At 59.5% G+C, this 15,558-nt stretch carries 13 protein-coding genes; 10 read left to right on the top strand and 3 right to left on the bottom strand.

Going from position 1 to position 15,558, the window contains the following annotated elements:
• Positions 1-32: 32 nt before the first annotated feature.
• From PMI31_RS08185 to PMI31_RS08175, 3 genes are read right to left on the bottom strand one after another with little or no spacing between them, the layout of a single operon-like run.
• Positions 33-800 (bottom strand): TerB family tellurite resistance protein, encoded by a 768-nt coding sequence (locus PMI31_RS08185; protein ID WP_008017422.1) that lies wholly within the window; start codon positions 798-800, stop codon positions 33-35.
• A gap of 1 nt (position 801) precedes the next feature.
• Entirely contained in the window at positions 802-1,473 is a 672-nt protein-coding gene (gene murU, locus PMI31_RS08180) for an N-acetylmuramate alpha-1-phosphate uridylyltransferase MurU (protein ID WP_008017421.1), read from the bottom strand.
• Positions 1,470-2,489: an aminoglycoside phosphotransferase family protein gene (locus PMI31_RS08175; protein ID WP_008017420.1), complete on the bottom strand. Its 1,020-nt coding sequence runs from the start codon at positions 2,487-2,489 to the stop codon at positions 1,470-1,472. The genes murU and PMI31_RS08175 overlap by 4 nt, the downstream gene beginning before the upstream one ends.
• A gap of 130 nt (positions 2,490-2,619) precedes the next feature.
• Here PMI31_RS08175 and PMI31_RS08170 point away from each other — a divergent pair, with 130 nt between their 5' ends.
• The 10 genes from PMI31_RS08170 (at position 2,620) to PMI31_RS08125 (ending at position 15,523) form a co-directional block, all read left to right on the top strand.
• On the top strand, positions 2,620-5,430 hold the full coding sequence (locus PMI31_RS08170; protein ID WP_008017419.1) for an LPS-assembly protein LptD: 2,811 nt from the start codon (positions 2,620-2,622) through the stop codon (positions 5,428-5,430).
• On the top strand, positions 5,411-6,727 hold the full coding sequence (gene surA / locus PMI31_RS08165) for a peptidylprolyl isomerase SurA (protein WP_043302280.1): 1,317 nt from the start codon (positions 5,411-5,413) through the stop codon (positions 6,725-6,727). The genes PMI31_RS08170 and surA overlap by 20 nt, the downstream gene beginning before the upstream one ends.
• The gene (gene pdxA / locus PMI31_RS08160; protein WP_008017417.1) at positions 6,724-7,713 is read left to right on the top strand and encodes a 4-hydroxythreonine-4-phosphate dehydrogenase PdxA; all 990 of its coding nucleotides are present in this window, start codon (positions 6,724-6,726) and stop codon (positions 7,711-7,713) included. The genes surA and pdxA overlap by 4 nt, the downstream gene beginning before the upstream one ends.
• A complete protein-coding gene (gene rsmA / locus PMI31_RS08155) occupies positions 7,710-8,528 on the top strand; it encodes a 16S rRNA (adenine(1518)-N(6)/adenine(1519)-N(6))-dimethyltransferase RsmA (RefSeq protein ID WP_008017416.1) in 819 nt (272 codons plus the stop codon). The genes pdxA and rsmA overlap by 4 nt, the downstream gene beginning before the upstream one ends.
• Before the next feature lie 115 nt (positions 8,529-8,643).
• Positions 8,644-9,024 carry a Co2+/Mg2+ efflux protein ApaG gene (apaG, locus tag PMI31_RS08150; protein WP_008017415.1) on the top strand — a complete coding sequence of 127 codons (381 nt, stop codon included), beginning with the start codon at positions 8,644-8,646 and terminating at the stop codon, positions 9,022-9,024.
• Positions 9,024-9,905, top strand: coding sequence for a symmetrical bis(5'-nucleosyl)-tetraphosphatase (locus tag PMI31_RS08145; protein WP_008017414.1), 882 nt, complete (start codon positions 9,024-9,026; stop codon positions 9,903-9,905). Before apaG ends, PMI31_RS08145 begins: the two co-directional genes overlap by 1 nt.
• Positions 9,906-9,938: 33 nt before the next feature.
• Positions 9,939-10,268: a thiosulfate sulfurtransferase GlpE gene (gene glpE / locus PMI31_RS08140; RefSeq protein ID WP_007982657.1), complete on the top strand. Its 330-nt coding sequence runs from the start codon at positions 9,939-9,941 to the stop codon at positions 10,266-10,268.
• Between the two features lie 297 nt (positions 10,269-10,565).
• Complete coding sequence (locus tag PMI31_RS08135) at positions 10,566-12,488, top strand: PrkA family serine protein kinase (protein WP_008017413.1); 1,923 nt, start codon at positions 10,566-10,568, stop codon at positions 12,486-12,488.
• Positions 12,489-12,692: 204 nt separating this feature from the next.
• Entirely contained in the window at positions 12,693-13,964 is a 1,272-nt protein-coding gene (locus tag PMI31_RS08130) for a YeaH/YhbH family protein (protein WP_008017412.1), read from the top strand.
• Positions 13,961-15,523 (top strand): SpoVR family protein, encoded by a 1,563-nt coding sequence (locus tag PMI31_RS08125; RefSeq protein WP_008017411.1) that lies wholly within the window; start codon positions 13,961-13,963, stop codon positions 15,521-15,523. Before PMI31_RS08130 ends, PMI31_RS08125 begins: the two co-directional genes overlap by 4 nt.
• Positions 15,524-15,558: the final 35 nt, after the last annotated feature.

Below are 15,558 nucleotides of genomic sequence, written 5' to 3'. Positions count from 1 at the left end.
TGACGGCATCACAAACAATGCCTCAGCCAGGGCTAGCGAAAATCCCGCCGCTCCCGAATCAGCGTATAGGCGTTGTGCAGTTCACGCGTTCGCTCGGTAGCCTCACGAACCTGCGTCACCGTCGCGCCACTGCCGGCAATCTTGTCCGGATGATGGCGACTGAGCAGGCGCCGGTAAGCACGCTTGATCTGCGCGGGGTCAGTGGTGGCCGACACCCCCAAAAGCCTTAACGCATCCTGATAACTTGGCACGCTGTTGGCCAATGGCCGCTTCTGCGGCTCATAGTCGTGAGCCAGCGCCCGCACCTGATGGGGCGTCCAGCCCAGCCACTGGCCCCATTGGCCGATCAATTCACGCTCACTGCTACCTGCACGACCATCGGCCCACACCATTCGCCAGCAGGCGCGCAACACACCTTCCGCCGCATGGGGCTGGGCACTCAGGCGACGCAGATAACCGCGTAGCCGGTCGCGGCCCGACTTGCCGCGATTGAACGCGGCAATCGCACGACGCTGGGCTGGCTCGGACATGTCCAGCGCGCGCATTTCCGCTCGGGCCTGATCGATGTGCCCGGCCGTCACCTGGCCGTCGCACTTGGCCAGGCGCCCCAACAGGACAAACAGCAATTCATCGTTACGCAACACCGGGCGACCGCCCAGCTTTTCCCGCAAGTGCCCCCAGCTCTGCAGGTGCAAGCGCCGGTCCAGCGCCTGCCCCAACAACGCACCGAGCAAGGCCCCCGGAATGCTGGCTATGGCATAGCCTGCTCCGGCTCCAATCAGAGTCCCTGGCCACAGCATGTCAGCGGCTCGCTTCTATCAATGATTCAACTTCGGCCAGACGCTCGTGAGTACCGACATCGACCCAGTGCCCTTTCAGTTGCTCGCCAGTCACTTGACCGTCAGCCATGGCTTTGCGCAACAGCGGCGCGAGCTTGAAGGCACCCGCGGTGCAACCGTCGAACAGCTGCGGATGCAACACGGCGATGCCGCTGTAGGTCAGGGTGGCGGCCTCCGGCTGGCCATCGCGCACCAGGGATTCGACCAGACAGAAGTCCCCGGCCGGATGATGGGGCGGGTTACTGGCCAGCACCAGGTGCGCCAGGCCGTTGATGGGTTGATGCAGCACGCTGAAGTCGTAATCGGTCCAGATATCACCGTTGACCACGACGAACGCTTCATCCCCCAACAACGGCAGCGCGCGGAAGATCCCGCCGCCGGTTTCCAGGGGTTCACCTTCCGCCGAGTACCGGATGCTCACGCCATAGCGCGATCCATCGCCCAGAAAGTCTTCGATCTGCTGACCGAGCCAGGCGTGATTGATCACGATGTCGGTAAACCCGGCGGCGGCCAGCGCGCGCAGGTGATACTCGATCAGCGGCACCCCGCCGGCACGAACCAGCGGTTTGGGCGTGGTCAGGGTCAGCGGGCGCATGCGCTCGCCTTTGCCCGCGGCCAGAATCATTGCCTTCATGCTGTCACTCCGGCACGCAGACTGGCCAATAGCACATCCAGCTCGGCCAGTTCAGGACGGCGAGCGATCACGGCATCTATATAGGCAAAGAAACGCGGCACATCGCCCAGATAACGCGGTTTGCCGTCGCGATGGCAGATACGCGCAAAAATACCGATGACTTTCAGGTGACGTTGCACGCCCATCAAGTCACTGGCACGCAGAAAGTCCTCGAACTCAGGCTGGACCGGAATACCGAGGGCGCCCGCCCGCTGCCAGTAGCTTTCGAGCCAGCCATGCACACGCTCCTCGGGCCAGCTGAGGAAGGCGTCCTTGAACAGGCAGGTCACGTCGTAGGTCACCGGGCCATACACCGCATCCTGGAAGTCCAGCACACCGGGATTGGGCTCGCTGAGCATCAGGTTGCGCGGCATGTAGTCGCGATGCACCAGGACTTTGGGTTGTGCCAGGGCGCTGTCGATCAACAATTCGCTGACCTGTTGCCAGAGTACTTGCTGCGCCGCGTCGAACTCGATGCCCAATTCGCGCTTCACATACCACTCGGGGAACAGTTCCAGTTCGCGACGCAGTAACGCCACGTCATAGCTCGGCAGCGGCGCAACCATCGGCAACTGCTGGAAAGCCAGCAACGCTTGCAGGGCATCTTCGAACAAATCGTCGGCGTTTTCGCTGTCGATGACGTCCAGATAGGTCTTGTTGCCCAGGTCATTAAGCAAAAGAAAACCACGCTCAAGGTCTTCAGCATAAATTTTCGGCACGTTTATTCCGGATTTCGCCAGTAAAAAGGCGATATCCACGAAGGGTTTGCAGTTTTCCTGGGGGGGCGGCGCGTCCATCACGATGAAACTTTTGCCATCGCCTTCCCAGCGGAAATACCGACGGAAACTCGCGTCGCTACTGGCCGCAGTCAACGTGGCCGGGGGGACGGAGCCCCAACCCTGCTCGGCAAAAAGGGTTGTCAATTGCTCATCGAGCCAAACTTTCAGGTGTTGCAAGCGTACATCTTGATCAGGCATTGCAAGGGTCTCCGACGGCGCTAGCCGTCAAGCGGGTCATGCTTTATTATCCAGCATCTTTTTCAGACCATCGAGAGGCGTGCGGCCCACACCGCGGGCAGATGGCACGCAGGAAGCCCGGACTAATAAGATGGCATTGAAATCCCCCGCGTTTCGTAAAAAATTTCCGTTGTTGGTTACCGGCAGTTTGCTGGCGCTGCAACCCCTTGCCACTTCCTACGTGGTCGCCGCGGAACAGTTTGACTGCTCAGTCTCTGCTTCGGGTTCCTGGGACTGCGCGCCAAAGACGCCGGCGGCTGCATTGCCACCGCGCCCCGTCCATGAGGGCAGCGCAGTCTCCGCTACCGGCGAAGCCCCGGCCGAGAGCGGTTCCAGCGAAGACACCGGCGCCAAGCCGGTGTTGGTCACCGAATCCGAAGGTCGTGGCCTGAAGTCGCGTAGCGCAGACTACAGCCACCTCGACTGGGTTCCCCGCGAGCAACTCACCGCCGCACAATTGGCCGAGACCGGTCCTTATTGCTCTGGTTCCTATATCGAACCAATTCGTCCTGGCATGAATGACAAGACGGATAAAAGTGACGCGCCTACCTTTATCGGCGCAAAAGCCTCCCGCTATAAGCAGGATGAGCAGGTTGCGACCCTGGCCGGTGACGTTGTCATGCGTCAGGGCAGCATGCAGGTCGAAGCCGACGAAGCCAACCTGTACCAGGCCGAGAGCCGTGGCGACCTGAACGGCAACGTGCGCATCCGCGACAATGGTGCCCTGATCGTCGGCGATCATGCCGACGTACAGCTCGACACCGGTGAAGCCAAGGTCGACAACGCCGAATACGTGATGCACAAATCGCGCATCCGCGGTAATGCGCTGTACGCCAAGCGTGCCGAGAACGCGATCATCCGCCTCAAGGATGGTACGTACACCACGTGCGAACCGAACAGCAACGCCTGGCAGCTCAAGGGCAACAACATCACCCTGAACCCTGCCACCGGTTTCGGTACGGCGACCAACGTGACGCTGCGGGTCAAGGACATTCCGGTCCTGTACACGCCGTACATCTATTTCCCGATCGACGACCGTCGCCAGTCCGGCTTCCTGCCGCCGAGCATCGGCACGGGCAGCGATACCGGCTTCATGCTGGTTACCCCGTACTACTTCAACCTGGCGCCGAACTACGATGCCACGTTGTACCCGCGCTACATGGAAAAGCACGGCTTGTTGATGGAAGGCGAATTCCGCTACCTGACCAAGTCCAGCGAAGGCCAGTTCGGTGGGGCGTACCTCAACGACGAAAGCGACGAGCGCGACAAGCAGTCCGACGCCGAAAAAACCCGCTATATGTACAACTGGCAGCACAAGGGTGGTCTCGACTCGCGAGTGCTCACGCAAGTCGACTACACCAAGATCAGCGATCCGTATTACTTCCAGGATCTGCAGACCGACCAGATTGGTGTGAAAAGCAACGACTACGTGAACCAGCAGGGTTCCGTTACCTATCGCGGCGACAGCTATTCCGCTCGCGTGAACGCCCAAGCCTTCCAACTGGCAACCGTATCGAACATTACGCCGTACGACCGCCTGCCGCAGCTCACCCTAGACGGTATGCTGCCTTACCATCCGGAAGGCCTGGACTTCACGTACAACACCGAGCTCGTACGCTTTGACCGGGATCTGCAGAACGGGACATACTTTGACGAAGACGGCGTCGGTTCTCCCCGTCTTGATAACAACGTTCAAGGTCTGGCTCGCGCCAATGGCGACCGTCTGAATCTCGCGCCCGCCATCAGCCTGCCGATGAACACGACGTACGGCTTCCTGACACCGAAGCTCAAGTACCAGTACACCCAGTACCAATTGGATCTGGACAGTACTGGTAAAAGTCAAATCGTGCAGCAGAATCAAAACGCAGCTGCAACCGGGACTGAAAATTTCAATGGTCAGTTCGACAGTAACCAGAATCGCGGCGTGCCGATTGCCAGCATCGACAGTGGCCTGTACTTCGATCGCAATACCCAGTATTTCGGCAAGAACTACCGCCAGACCCTCGAGCCACGCCTGTTCTACCTGTACGTGCCTGAGGTCGACCAGGTAGACATCCCGGTATTCGATACCAGCGAATACACCTTCAACTATGCGTCGCTGTTTCGTGACAACCGCTTCTCAGGCTCCGACCGTGTCGGTGACGAAAACAAACTGTCCCTGGGCGTGACCAGCCGCTGGATCGAAGACAACGGCTTCGAGCGTCAACGCATCAGCGTCGGCCAGGCCATGTACTTCAAGGACCGCGAAGTACAGTTGCCGGGTGTCGATCCAAAACTCCGCGCCGATGCCCAAGCCAACGTTTCGCCGTACGCACTGGAATACGAATATCGCTGGAACCGCGACTGGCGTACCACCGCCGACTACAACTGGGACCCGGACAGCCGCAGCCCTCGTTCGGGCAGCGCGATGTTCCACTACCAGCCTGAAGACAACCCGAACAAGGTCGTCAACGTTGGCTATCGCTATCGTAACGACCAGGTGATCTACAACCAGAACACCGGTCAATGGCAGTTCGGCGGTGACTACGGCACCCCGGGCGATGCAAACTTCGTGAAGGATTACTACAAGATCAAACAGCACGACTTCTCGGTCATCTGGCCGATCGTGCCGCAATGGAGCGCTATCAGCCGCTGGCAGTATGACTACAACCGCAGCCGTACCCTGGAAGCCTTCGGTGGTTTCGAGTATGACAGCTGCTGCTGGAAACTGCGCCTGATCAACCGTTACTTCGTTGCTTACGACGAGTTCAGCCAGCAAGCACCGCAAAACGAAAAAGGCGACCATGGCGTCTTCCTCCAAATTGTTCTGAAGGGACTCGGCGGCCTCACCGGCGCCAAGGCAGAGAGCTTCCTCGACAAAGGCATTCAAGGTTATCGTGAACGTGAAGACCAAGCTTTCTGATTGTCTGCGCCCGCTGATGCTGGGCGCGCTGTTGCTGAGTACGGCGGCCAGTGCCGCCGTACAGTCCATCGATAAGGTAGTGGCCATCGTCGACAACGACGTGGTCATGCAGAGCCAACTGGACCATCGCGTTCGTGAAGTTCAGCAAACCATTGCCAAGCGTGGTTCTGCCGTGCCGCCGGCCAGCGTGCTGGAGCAACAGGTACTTGAGCGCCTGATCGTCGAAAACCTGCAATTGCAGATCGGCGATCGCTCCGGCATCCGCATTACCGATGAAGAGTTGAACCAGGCGGTCGGCACCATTGCCCAACGCAACAACATGTCGGTCGAGCAGTTCCGCGCCGCCCTGACTCGCGACGGCCTGTCCTACGACGACGCACGTGAGCAGATTCGCCGCGAAATGGTCATCAGCCGTGTGCGCCAGCGCCGGGTTGCCGAGCGCATTCAGGTCTCCGAGCAGGAAGTGAAGAACTTCCTGGCGTCCGACCTGGGCAAAATGCAGCTGTCCGAAGAGTTCCACCTGGCCAACATCCTGATTCCTACGCCGGAAAGCGCCAACTCCGACGCGATTCAGAATGCAGCCAAACAGGCCGATGCGATTTACCAGCAGCTCAAGCAAGGCGCTGACTTCGGTCAGTTGGCAATCGCCAAGTCCGCCAGCGAAACAGCCCTGGAAGGTGGCGACATGGGCTGGCGTAAAGCCGCTCAGTTGCCGCCGCCGTTCGACCGCCTGCTGAGCACCATGCCGGTGGGTGATGTCACCCAGCCAATGCGTACACCGGGCGGCTTCATCATTCTGAAGATCCTCGACAAGCGTGGCGGCGAAACCCAGATGCGCGATGAAGTGCATGTGCGCCACATCCTGGTCAAACCAAGCCCGATCCGCGACGAAGCGAAAACCAAGGCCCTGGCCGAGTCGCTCTACAGCCGTATCGAGGCTGGCGAAGACTTCGGCGAGCTGGCGAAAAGCTACTCGGAAGACCCGGGTTCTGCCCTCAACGGCGGCGACCTGAACTGGATCGACCCGAACGCGCTGGTGCCCGAGTTCCGCGCAGTGATGGCCAAGACCCCGCAAGGTCAACTGTCCAGGCCGTTCCAGACGCAATACGGCTGGCACGTCCTGGAAGTTCTTGGTCGTCGCGCCACCGACAGCACCTCACAGGCTCGCGAGCAGCAAGCAATGACCGTTTTACGTAACCGCAAATACGACGAAGAGCTGCAAACCTGGCTGCGTCAGATCCGTGACGAAGCGTACGTGGAAATCAAACTCCCTGGCGCCGACCAGGCAGCCCAGTGAAACCGCAACGTTTCGCGCTGACACCCGGTGAACCAGCCGGCATAGGTCCCGACCTGTGCCTGCTGCTCGCCTCGCAAGCCCAGCCCCACCCCCTGATTGCCATTACCAGCCGCGACCTGCTCATTGAGCGGGCCGCGCAACTGGGCGTGGCTGTCGATTTACTGCCGGTCACGCCGGACAACTGGCCGGATGCACCCGCGCCAGCCAACAGCCTGTATGTCTGGGATACACCGCTCAATGCCAAGGTCGCCGCCGGGCAACTGGACAAGGCCAACGCCGCCTTCGTTCTGGAAACCCTGACCCGGGCTGGCCAGGGCTGCCTGAGCGGGGATTTTGCCGGCATGATCACCGCGCCGGTGCACAAAGGCGTGATCAACGAATCCGGTATCGCCTTCTCCGGGCACACGGAATTCCTCGCCGACCTGACCCACACCGCCCAAGTGGTGATGATGCTGGCCACACGCGGTTTGCGCGTAGCCCTGGTGACCACTCACCTGCCCCTTCGCGAGATTGCCGATGCAATCACGCCGGAGCGTCTGGAACGCGTCACGCGAATCCTGCACGCCGACCTGCAAAACAAATTCGGCATCGCCCGGCCACGCATCCTGGTCTGCGGGCTCAACCCCCACGCCGGCGAAGGCGGACACCTGGGCCATGAAGAAATCGATATCATCGAACCCACATTAGAGCGCTTGCGCGGCGAGGGCATGGACCTTCGAGGTCCCCTGCCCGCCGACACTCTGTTTACCCCCAAATATCTGGAGCACTGCGATGCGGTGCTGGCGATGTACCACGACCAGGGCCTGCCGGTGCTGAAGTACAAAGGCTTCGGCGCGGCAGTCAACGTGACCCTCGGCTTGCCGATCATCCGCACTTCGGTCGACCACGGCACAGCCCTGGATCTGGCCGGCAGCGGCAAGATTGACACCGGCAGCCTGCAAGTCGCCCTGGAAACCGCCTACCAGATGGCCGAGACCCGTTTATGACCGAGCACTACCAACACAAGGCGCGCAAACGCTTTGGCCAGAACTTCCTGCACGATGCCGGCGTTATCGACCGCATCCTGCGCTCCATTCATGCCAAGGCAGAAGACCGTCTGCTGGAAATCGGCCCGGGCCAGGGCGCACTGACCCAAGGCCTGCTCAGCAGCGGCGCGCAACTCGACGTGGTGGAACTGGACAAGGACCTGATCCCGATCCTCAACCAGCAGTTTGCCGGCAAGAGCAACTTCAACCTGCATCAGGGCGATGCACTGAAGTTCGACTTCAATAGCCTGAATGCCGCGCCAGGCAGCCTTCGAGTGGTCGGCAACCTGCCGTACAACATCTCCACGCCACTGATTTTTCACCTCTTGCACAACTCGCACCTGATCCGCGACATGCATTTCATGCTGCAAAAGGAAGTGGTCGAGCGCCTGGCTGCCGGCCCGGGTGGTGGTGACTGGGGCCGCCTGTCGATCATGGTTCAGTACCACTGCAGGGTCGAGCACCTGTTCAACGTCGGCCCGGGCGCGTTCAACCCGCCGCCGAAAGTCGACTCGGCCATCGTGCGCCTGGTGCCTCACGCGGTACTGCCGCACCCGGCCAAGGATCACCGCCTGCTGGAGCGCGTCGTTCGCGAAGCGTTCAACCAGCGCCGCAAAACCCTGCGCAACACCCTCAAGCTGCTGCTGAGCAACGCCGAAATCGAAGCCGCCGGCGTCGATGGCAGCCTGCGTCCCGAGCAACTCGACCTGGCCGCCTTCGTACGCCTGGCCGACAAGCTCAGTGAGCAGGCGCCACCAAAGCCTGCCGCTGACTGACAGGCGATGAGCGCTATCGGGTAGGACGCCACTCTGGTCTACTACCCGATACTTGGCCTAGACTGAACTCCATCAGCTACGCCCCGCGTCCCGCTTCGTTCTTAAGGCCCCTTGCATGTCCGATCCTCGTTATCAGGTCGACGTCAGCGTCGTCACCCGCTATCTGGCAGAACAATCGCAACCCGAGCACGACCGCTTTGCCTTCGCCTACACTATCACCGTGCAAAACAATGGCCTGATACCGGCCAAACTGCTTTCACGGCACTGGGTCATCACCGATGGCGACGGGCATGTCGAAGAAGTGCGCGGCGCAGGCGTGGTAGGCCAGCAGCCGTTGATCGACCCCGGCAAGAGCCACACCTACAGCAGTGGCACGGTCATGAGCACCAAGGTCGGCACTATGCAAGGCACCTATCAGATGCTTTCCGACGATGGCAAACATTTCGATGCCATCATCGCGCCCTTCCGCCTGGCGGTGCCCGGAGCCCTGCACTGATGGCAACGTACGCGGTCGGTGACCTGCAAGGCTGCCTTCAAGCCCTGCAATGCCTGCTCAAACAAGTGGCGTTCGACCCACAACGGGATCGCTTGTGGCTGGTGGGCGACCTGGTCAACCGCGGCCCGCAATCTCTGGAAACCCTGCGCTTCCTCTATAGCATCCGCGAATCGCTGGTGTGCGTACTCGGCAACCATGACCTGCACCTGCTGGCGGCCGGACGCAACATCGAACGCCTGAAAAAGGCCGATACCCTGCGCGAGATCATTGAAGCGCCGGATAGCGCCGAGCTGCTCGAATGGCTGCGCCAGCAAAAGCTCATGCACTACGACGAACAGCGCAACGTTGCACTGGTCCATGCCGGCATTCCACCCCAGTGGTCGCTGCGCAAAGCCTTGAAATGTGCCGCCGAAGTCGAGACCGCCTTGCGTGACGACAACCTGTTGCCGCCCTACCTCGATGGCATGTACGGCAACGATCCGGCGAAATGGGATAACGACCTCAAAGGCGTCACGCGCCTGCGGGTGATCACCAACTATTTCACCCGCATGCGTTTTTGCACCGCCGAAGGCAAACTCGACCTCAAGAGCAAGGATGGCCTCGATACCGCGCCACCCGGCTACAAGCCGTGGTTCCAGCACAAGGAACGCAAGACCAAGGATCTGAAAATCCTTTTCGGTCACTGGGCAGCACTGGAAGGCAAATGCGACGAGCCGGGCATCTCGGCCCTCGACACCGGTTGCGTCTGGGGCGGCGCCCTGACCCTGATGAACGTCGACAGCTTTGAGCGCCTGTCCTGCAAATGCGACGAACACGGTCATGCCGTGCCGCCAGTCGCCTCATCCATTCCCCAATCACCGCCAGCCAGCGCCCCGCGCTAGACTGCCCATTCTGCCGAGCCACAGGAGCCCGCCATGAGCGAATTCAAACGTATCCCCCCCGAACAGGCTCAGGCCCTGCGCGAACAAGGCGCAGTAGTGGTCGACGTCCGCGACCCGGCCACTTTTGCCGCCCTGCACATCGCAGGCTCGAAGCACCTGGACAATCATTCCCTGCACGCTTTCATCCAGGGTGCCGACCTCGACGCACCGACCGTGGTGGTCTGCTACCACGGCAATTCCAGCCAGGGCGCGGCTGCCTACCTGATCAGCCAAGGCTTCTCCGACGTCTACAGCATGGATGGCGGATTCGAGTTGTGGCGTACGACCTATCCTGCGGAAACGGCGCAAGGCACCTCGGAATAATTTTTTTGTAACGTTGCAGGCCCCGACTTCCGCGGGCTAGCGCGGTGGCAGACGAACGGTCTGCCACAACTAATTACGTATCTCGCCTTTACCTCCCGAATTCCCAACTATCCTTAAGCCCAGGCCATCCAAAACAGGGGAGAGCCGGTACACCGGCGCACGGGTCATCGGGAGTAGCTTTCGGAGTCGTCAGCTCCGGGAGAGTTCTGGGGGGTAAACAGCAATCGCCTGTTCGGTTGCTGCCAGCATCGACTGAGTGATCCGGCGTCGGCTCCACGTATCGAGCGAGGTGACGTCATGAGTATCTTTAGCCACTTCCAACAACGCTTCGAGTCCACACGCCAGGAAGAACTCTCTCTGCAAGAGTATCTTGAGCTGTGCAAACAAGACCGCAGCGCCTATGCCTCCGCCGCCGAGCGTCTATTGCTGGCCATTGGCGAACCGGAGCTGCTCGACACCTCGACCAACTCGAGACTGTCACGCATCTTCTCCAACAAGGTCATCCGCCGCTATCCGGCCTTTGAAGACTTCCACGGGATGGAAGAATGCATCGACCAGATCGTGTCGTATTTCCGCCACGCCGCTCAGGGCCTGGAAGAGAAGAAGCAGATCCTGTACCTGCTCGGCCCTGTCGGTGGCGGTAAATCGTCCCTGGCCGAAAAGCTCAAGCAACTGATGGAAAAAGTCCCCTTCTATGCGATCAAGGGCTCGCCGGTTTTCGAGTCGCCCCTGGGTCTGTTCAACTCCACTGAAGATGGAGCGATCCTCGAGGAAGACTTTGGCATTCCACGGCGCTACCTCAACACCATCATGTCGCCATGGGCGACCAAGCGCCTGGCCGAATTCGGTGGCGACATCAGTCAGTTCCGCGTGGTGAAACTCTACCCGTCGATCCTCAACCAGATTGCCGTGGCCAAGACCGAACCTGGTGACGAAAACAACCAGGACATCTCGGCGCTGGTGGGCAAGGTCGATATCCGCAAACTGGAAGAATTCCCGCAAAACGACGCCGACGCCTACAGCTATTCGGGCGCACTGTGCCGGTCCAACCAGGGCCTGATGGAATTCGTCGAAATGTTCAAGGCGCCGATCAAGGTGCTGCACCCATTGCTGACCGCCACCCAGGAAGGCAACTACAACAGTACCGAAGGCCTCGGCGCGATTCCGTTCACCGGGATCCTGCTGGCCCACTCCAACGAATCGGAGTGGCACACCTTCCGCAACAACAAGAACAACGAAGCCTTCATCGACCGGATCTACATCGTCAAAGTGCCGTACTGCCTGCGGGTCAGCGACGAAGTGAAGATCTACGACAAGCTGCTGTTCAACAGTTCGCTGGCCAAAGCGCATTGCGCGCCGGACACCCTGAAGATGCTGGCCCAGTTCACCGTGCTCTCGCGCCTCAAGGAGCCGGAAAACTCCAACATCTACTCGAAGATGCGCGTGTATGACGGCGAGAACCTCAAGGACACCGATCCGAAAGCCAAGTCGATCCAGGAATACCGCGACAATGCCGGTGTCGACGAAGGCATGAACGGTCTATCGACCCGGTTCGCGTTCAAGATCCTGTCGAAGGTCTTCAACTTCGATCCGCACGAAATCGCCGCCAACCCGGTGCATCTGCTCTACGTGCTAGAACAACAGATCGAACAGGAACAGTTCCAGGCGGAAACCCGTGAGCGCTACCTGCGCTTCCTCAAGGAGTACCTGGCACCGCGCTATATCGAATTCATCGGCAAGGAGATCCAGACTGCCTACCTCGAGTCCTACAGCGAGTACGGCCAGAACATCTTCGATCGCTATGTGCTGTACGCCGACTTCTGGATCCAGGACCAGGAATACCGCGACCCGGAAACCGGCGAAATCCTCAACCGCGTAGCCTTGAACGAAGAACTGGAGAAAATCGAAAAACCGGCCGGCATCAGCAATCCGAAGGATTTCCGCAACGAAATCGTCAACTTCGTACTGCGCGCCCGAGCCAACAACAACGGCAAGAACCCGACCTGGCTCAGCTACGAAAAACTGCGGGTGGTCATCGAGAAAAAAATGTTCTCCAACACCGAGGACCTGCTGCCGGTCATCAGCTTCAATGCCAAGGCCAGCAAAGAAGACCAGCAGAAGCACAACGACTTCGTCACACGGATGGTCGAGCGCGGCTACACCGACAAACAGGTACGCCTACTGTCCGAGTGGTACCTGCGGGTCAGAAAATCACAGTAACCCGCTGCCGGTCAGACCGGTTGTCGTCAGCCAGAGGCCTGTGTACGCGTTTTCTGTTACACAGACCTCTGGAAGGTGTTCGAAAGTCGGTAGCGAGGTACAGGCAGCATCCAAAAGCGCTTGGGGGAGCGTGAACATCCCTTGGCACCGGTCCGATGCTGCATAACCGCTCGCCCCTTTCAGGACAGCTTCTAAGGAGCAGTCATGAGCTATGTGATCGACCGACGTCTCAATGGCAAGAACAAGAGCACGGTGAACCGCCAGCGGTTTCTGCGGCGCTACCGTGATCACATTAAAAAGGCTGTCGAAGAGGCGGTCAGCCGGCGCTCCATTACCGATATGGAACACGGCGAACAAATCAGCATTCCCGGCCGCGACATCGACGAACCGGTACTTCACCACGGTCGCGGTGGCAAGCAGACGATCGTGCACCCGGGCAACAAAGAGTTCACCAGCGGCGAACATATCGCCCGCCCACCGGGAGGCGGTGGTGGTCGAGGCCCTGGCAAGGCGGGCAATTCCGGTGAAGGGATGGACGAATTCGTCTTCCAGATCACCCAGGAAGAGTTCCTCGAGTTCATGTTCGAGGATCTCGAACTGCCAAACCTGGTCAAGCGCAACCTGACCGGCACCGATACCTTCAAGACCGTACGTGCCGGGATCAGCAACGAGGGCAACCCGTCGCGGATCAACATCATCCGCACCCTGCGCTCAGCCCATGCCCGGCGAATCGCCCTGTCCGGCAGCAGCCGGGCAAAACTGCGCGAAGCCAAGGAAGAACTTCTGCGACTCAAGCAGGAAGAACCGGACAACTTCGGCGATATTCAGGAAATAGAAGCTGAAATCGAAAAACTCAGCGCACGTATTCACCGCATACCGTTTCTCGACACATTCGACCTCAAGTACAACCTGCTCATCAAGCAACCGAACCCCAGTTCCAAGGCCGTGATGTTCTGCCTGATGGACGTGTCCGGCTCGATGACCCAGGCGACCAAGGACATCGCCAAGCGCTTCTTTATCCTGCTGTACCTGTTCCTCAAGCGTAACTATGAAAAGATCGACGTCGTGTTCATCCGCCATCACACCAGTGCCCGTGAAGTGGATGAAGAGGAGTTTTTCTACTCCCGGGAAACCGGCGGCACCATCGTCTCCAGCGCCTTGAAACTGATGCAGGAGATCATGGCCGAGCGTTATCCGAGCAACGAGTGGAACATCTACGCCGCCCAGGCCTCCGACGGCGACAACTGGAACGACGACTCTCCGATCTGCCGTGACATCCTGATCAACCAGATCATGCCATTCGTGCAGTACTACACTTACGTTGAGATCACCCCTCGCGAACACCAGGCCCTGTGGTTCGAATACGAGCGCATCGCCGAAGCCTTTTCCGACACGTTTGCCCAGCAACAACTGGTCTCGGCCGGTGATATCTATCCGGTCTTCCGTGAACTCTTCCAGCGCAGGTTAGTGACATGACCGCCAAAGAGCAGAAGCGCCAACCCATTTCCACCGGCTCCGAATGGACGTTCGAGCTGATCCAGGCGTATGACCGCGAAATCAGTCGTATTGCGGCCGGCTACGCCCTCGATACGTACCCTAACCAGATCGAAGTAATCACCGCCGAGCAGATGATGGACGCCTATGCCTCCGTCGGTATGCCGCTGGGTTATCACCACTGGTCCTACGGCAAACATTTCCTCAGCACTGAAAAGTCCTACACTCGCGGCCAGATGGGGCTGGCGTACGAGATCGTGATCAACTCCGACCCATGCATCGCCTACCTGATGGAAGAAAACACCATCTGCATGCAGGCGCTGGTGGTGGCCCATGCCTGCTACGGGCACAACAGCTTTTTCAAAGGCAATTACTTGTTCCGCACCTGGACCGACGCCAGTTCGATCATCGATTACCTGGTGTTTGCCAAGCAGTACATCATGCAATGCGAAGAGCGCCACGGTATCGACGCGGTCGAGGACTTGCTCGACTCCTGCCATGCGCTGATGAACTATGGTGTCGACCGCTACAAACGCCCGTATCCGATCTCCGCGGAAGAAGAGCGTCGCCGGCAAAAGGACCGGGAAGAGCATTTACAGAAACAGATCAACGATCTGTGGCGAACCATTCCCAAGGGCGCGGACAAGTTCAGCGAAAAGGACAACGCACGCTTCCCCGCCGAACCTCAGGAAAACATCCTGTACTTCATCGAAAAACATGCGCCGCTGCTGGAGCCATGGCAGCGGGAAATCGTGCGCATCGTGCGCAAGATCGCCCAGTATTTTTATCCACAGCGTCAAACCCAGGTGATGAACGAAGGTTGGGCCACGTTCTGGCACTACACCCTGATGAACGACCTGTACGACGAGGGCCTGGTCACCGACGGCTTCATGATGGAGTTCCTGACGTCCCACACCAGCGTGGTGTTCCAGCCAGGCTTCGATAGCCCCTACTACAGCGGTATCAATCCCTACGCCCTGGGCTTTGCCATGTACCGCGACATCCGTCGCATGTGCGAACACCCTACGGAAGAGGATCGCCGCTGGTTCCCGGAAATAGCCGGCTCCGACTGGCTGTCGACCATCAAGTTCGCCATGAGCAGCTTCAAGGATGAGAGCTTCATCCTGCAGTACCTGTCACCCAAGGTGATCCGCGATCTGAAGCTGTTCAGCATTCTCGATGACGACCAGAAGGACGACCTGCTGGTGCCCGCCATTCACGACGAAGGCGGCTACCGCATCATCCGTGAAACCCTCGCGGCACAGTACAACCTGGGCAATCGCGAACCCAACGTGCAGATCTACAGCATCGACCGGCGCGGTGATCGCTCCCTGACCCTGCGTCACCAGCAACACGACCGCAAACCGCTGGGAGAGTCCACCGAGGAAGTGCTCAAGCATCTGCACCGCCTGTGGGGCTTCGACATTCACCTGGAGACCCTGCAAGGAGACCAGGTGATGAAAACCCATCATGTTCCACCCAGAGGCGAGCACAGCGAAGGCGATTACGGCCGCCTGGACCTGGCTGTCATTCATCTTTGATACTGTTTCGGCCTCCGAAAGCCCGACGTAACGGT

This window comes from Pseudomonas sp. GM55 (assembly GCF_000282395.1).
In the GTDB taxonomy this organism is placed as follows: Bacteria; Pseudomonadota; Gammaproteobacteria; order Pseudomonadales; family Pseudomonadaceae; genus Aquipseudomonas; species Aquipseudomonas fluorescens_CC.
This window is presented reverse-complemented; position numbering and strand designations above follow the sequence as displayed.

Excerpts from the sequence above, each read along its gene's own strand:
- PMI31_RS08185 (WP_008017422.1), bottom strand. The coding sequence starts at position 800 with ATGCTGTGGCCAGGGACTCTGATTGGAGCCGGAGCAGGCTATGCCATA.
- PMI31_RS08175 (WP_008017420.1), bottom strand. The coding sequence starts at position 2,489 with ATGCCTGATCAAGATGTACGCTTGCAACACCTGAAAGTTTGGCTCGAT.
- PMI31_RS08145 (WP_008017414.1), top strand. The coding sequence starts at position 9,024 with ATGGCAACGTACGCGGTCGGTGACCTGCAAGGCTGCCTTCAAGCCCTG.
- apaG (WP_008017415.1), top strand. The coding sequence starts at position 8,644 with ATGTCCGATCCTCGTTATCAGGTCGACGTCAGCGTCGTCACCCGCTAT.
- PMI31_RS08135 (WP_008017413.1), top strand. The coding sequence starts at position 10,566 with ATGAGTATCTTTAGCCACTTCCAACAACGCTTCGAGTCCACACGCCAG.
- PMI31_RS08170 (WP_008017419.1), top strand. The coding sequence starts at position 2,620 with ATGGCATTGAAATCCCCCGCGTTTCGTAAAAAATTTCCGTTGTTGGTT.
- PMI31_RS08130 (WP_008017412.1), top strand. The coding sequence starts at position 12,693 with ATGAGCTATGTGATCGACCGACGTCTCAATGGCAAGAACAAGAGCACG.
- murU (WP_008017421.1), bottom strand. The coding sequence starts at position 1,473 with ATGAAGGCAATGATTCTGGCCGCGGGCAAAGGCGAGCGCATGCGCCCG.
- glpE (WP_007982657.1), top strand. The coding sequence starts at position 9,939 with ATGAGCGAATTCAAACGTATCCCCCCCGAACAGGCTCAGGCCCTGCGC.
- rsmA (WP_008017416.1), top strand. The coding sequence starts at position 7,710 with ATGACCGAGCACTACCAACACAAGGCGCGCAAACGCTTTGGCCAGAAC.
- PMI31_RS08125 (WP_008017411.1), top strand. The coding sequence starts at position 13,961 with ATGACCGCCAAAGAGCAGAAGCGCCAACCCATTTCCACCGGCTCCGAA.